The sequence below is a fragment of the Labrys sp. 22185 genome, assembly GCF_052045555.1.
Classification (GTDB): domain Bacteria; phylum Pseudomonadota; class Alphaproteobacteria; order Rhizobiales; family Labraceae; genus Labrys; species Labrys neptuniae.
In genome coordinates, this window is the sequence record NZ_JBQEPH010000106.1 from 1 (window position 1) to 3,018 (window position 3,018).

Here is a 3,018-nt window from a genome sequence, read left to right on the forward strand (position 1 = left end):
TACCAGCCAATACCTCAATAATCAGATCGAACAGGATCATCGGCGCGTTAAACGCCGCATCCGATCCATGCTCGGTTTCAAGTCGATGGCGAGTGCCGAGGTCATCCTCTCTGGCATCGAATTGGTCCACATGATGCGCAAACAACAGGCGAGGTTTGCCTATAATCCACGTCCGTCACTGAAAGCGCAGTTCGAACTCCTGGCTGCGTGAGCCGCGGCGCCAACACCTCTCTTCACGAACCCCGTTTGAGTTTGCGACAAAACCTGTTGAAGGGGATGTCCCGCGACGACGACAGGGTAATCTTGCGAATGGCCTTGACCATGATGTTCACTCCGCGACAGGCGCCGAGAGACCCTCTCTCAGGCATCAAACCCGTCACGAAACCAGGCGCCGCCCTCGAACTCTGAAGGGCAGCGCCACGCGACAACCAAAAGAAGGCGATAGACGCAGGGCCGGACGCAGAACACCACAGCACTGCCTTTGCGAACCCCTCAGGCTGCCCGCTCGAGCAGCTTCTTGGCCTTACCCTCGAGTTCGAGCCGGGCATCCTGGTGAGGCCTGTCGCGCGCAACGGCGGTGATGCCGGCGACGAAGTCGAAGATCGTTTCGGGCGGGCGCCCCTCTTCCGCCAGCACCGTCTCGATGATCCTGCCGGTCTCGGCCTTGGCGAAACCGCGCTTGCGCAGGAAATCCGAGCGGTCCTCATCGGATCTTGCGACGATCCGCTCGCGCGCTGCCCTGATGCTATTGACGAAAGGCGCCGGCGAAGAGTTCGCAAAGTTCAGCAGTGCCGGTGCGGCTTCGTGAGCAAAGCGCGAGGCGGCATATTTGGAATGGCGAATGGTGATCTCCTCGAAATCCTCCACACCCCATAGATTGCGGTTCTGGCAAACGGCCCTGAGATAGAAGCTGGCCATCCCGAGCGTCTTTGCCCCGACCTCGGAATTCCAGCAGTAAAAGCCGCGAAAATAGAGATCCGGAGATCCGTCCAGCAATGTGCCAGCCTCAATGGGATTGAGATCATCGACCAGGAAGAGAAATACGTCGCGATCGGACGCGTAGAGCGTGGTCGTGTCCTTGGTAATGTCGACACGGGGATTGTAGATGCCCGTCGACCAATCGAGAACGCCCGGCACTTTCCAACGCGTATCACCGGTGCCGTTGCCGGCAATGCGCTGCACCGCCTCGACCAGCTCATGGTCATAGATGCGCCCATAGTCAGGGCCGGTGACGGCCCGCAGTTCGAGCCGACCGCTGTCGGTTTCGAGCGTCTTGATCTGCTCGGCCCGGTGAGAGGCCAGACCATATTGCAGATTGATGCCTGCAAGCGCCGCGGGGAGCTGACGCAGATAGGCGGCCGGTGCTCCAACCTGGCTCGCAAGCTGGCCGAAGCTCCAATGGGTGGGTGCGATGGGCTTATCTGCACCTGGCAGGATGAGAGACAGCCGCTCGGGATCCTCCCGGCTTGCCTCGACGTGGATCAGCGCGCTCTCTACCACCCGCGTCCGACTGCGCTCAGCTCTCTGTCGAACGGCGAGGCCAAGTTCTGATAGCGACAGATATCGCTCGTCGCCGGGGCGCGAGAACCACTCGGAAGACACACGGCCGATCCGTTCACCGCGGCTGACATCGACCTTATATCCACCGCTTGCGTCGCGACGGCTATCAAGAACCTCAATGGTCATGGAACCAATCTCCATGACGGGCGCCGGAAACCTCTCTCCCGACCTTCAACCCGTCACGAAAATCCCATCCACTCTCTCACTCTAACGGGCGCTACGGCGCCGCCTTATGCAGGAGGACACCGGTATCGGCTAAAGGACGGACGAGTGCTTTCCGATCGATAGTTAAATCGTCAGCTTCCCTCGCACACCCGACTATCGAGGGCATTGTCATGTCTTTGCGGTCGATCCCGTCCCGTTGAAGCCATCCGGTTTTGCGCCGATCGAAGCCAGGCCGACTTGGATCGTCGACAAGGCTGACGTTCTTTGCCTTTCTGGCAGCGCGTTCAAGCCTTGCTGGATGGCTGCGCGCCAATTCGGACCCCGATTCCAAGCCTCGGTGAAGGCTTCGGCAAGATCGTCCCCGCGGCGGGTTTCGCCGAGGGCCTCGATCAGCAGGCTCGCCTGCTGGATGTCTTTTTCACGCTTTGCAGCACTGCCGGCATCCGATTGCCGCCGTGAGGCGACAATCAATTTATGCACCGCATATCGCTGCGGCGACGGCACGACGACCGGGACGCCGGATCGGTGGAGCATGACGGTCCGCACCGGCTCCTGGATCAGGAAGTCGAGAAAGCGCAAGGGTTGGGCTGACGCACCTCCCAAAGCCGGCATCGGGCTGGCGTGATCGGCGTAGTCATCAGATCCGCGGTTCGGTGTCAGGAATTCCACCTTGTAACGGGCGGCATTCTCGAATTGCGTCACACGCGCCGGATCCAGCCGGTGGGGGATCGCCCGAAAGCTGGGATCGATCGCCTTCAGAATATCGAGAACAGGGGGAAGAGTATCCTCGAGCGACGACGACACCGAATAGTGCTGGGCGAAGTCGGCATCACCTGTCTGCAACGACGCACCAGGCAAGCGGACGCCAAGCAGGCCGGCATAGGTTTGAAAAGCAACCGTGCCGACGAGCAGTCCTCGTAGACGAAATATGCCGGCATTGCCCATTGCTTCCACGATGTCACCGGTGAAGCGATCGGGTGCCGCCAGGCCAGCGTCCCGGGTCAAGGAGGAAACAAGCCTGCGGCGGGCGCGCAGATCACCTTTGATTTCCTGGAAGGCCTCGACCCTTTTGGCAATATCGGGATCGTCCGCTGGACCCACATATTTGCGGGTTTTCTTTGGCTGCGTCTGCTCGAAATACCAATAGTTCCTGCCCTTGACGGGTACGCGCACGAAGTTGCCGGCAATCGAGAAATCGGTCTCAAACGATGCATCGAGGCTGCGCTGCACCAATTCGGCGAACATGGTGCGGTAGGCAAGGTCAATGGTTTTCATGTGACCTCAAGCTATAAG

3 protein-coding genes are annotated in these 3,018 nt (G+C 59.9%); 1 reads left to right on the forward strand and 2 read right to left on the reverse strand.

Translation table 11 applies throughout. From position 1 onward, the window contains the following. A partial coding sequence (locus tag ACTJKX_RS38055) for a DDE-type integrase/transposase/recombinase (protein ID WP_440728487.1) occupies positions 1-211 on the forward strand: 211 nt, incomplete at its 5' end. Positions 212-492: 281 nt separating this feature from the next. Here the strand turns inward: ACTJKX_RS38055 and ACTJKX_RS38060 are convergent. Together ACTJKX_RS38060 and ACTJKX_RS38065 are read right to left on the reverse strand one after the other, a co-directional pair. Continuing rightward, entirely contained in the window at positions 493-1,686 is a 1,194-nt protein-coding gene (locus ACTJKX_RS38060) for a DUF932 domain-containing protein (RefSeq protein WP_440728488.1), read from the reverse strand. A gap of 207 nt (positions 1,687-1,893) precedes the next feature. Then, complete coding sequence (locus ACTJKX_RS38065) at positions 1,894-3,000, reverse strand: nucleotidyltransferase family protein (protein WP_149249077.1); 1,107 nt, start codon at positions 2,998-3,000, stop codon at positions 1,894-1,896. Between the last annotated feature and the right edge of the window lie 18 nt (positions 3,001-3,018).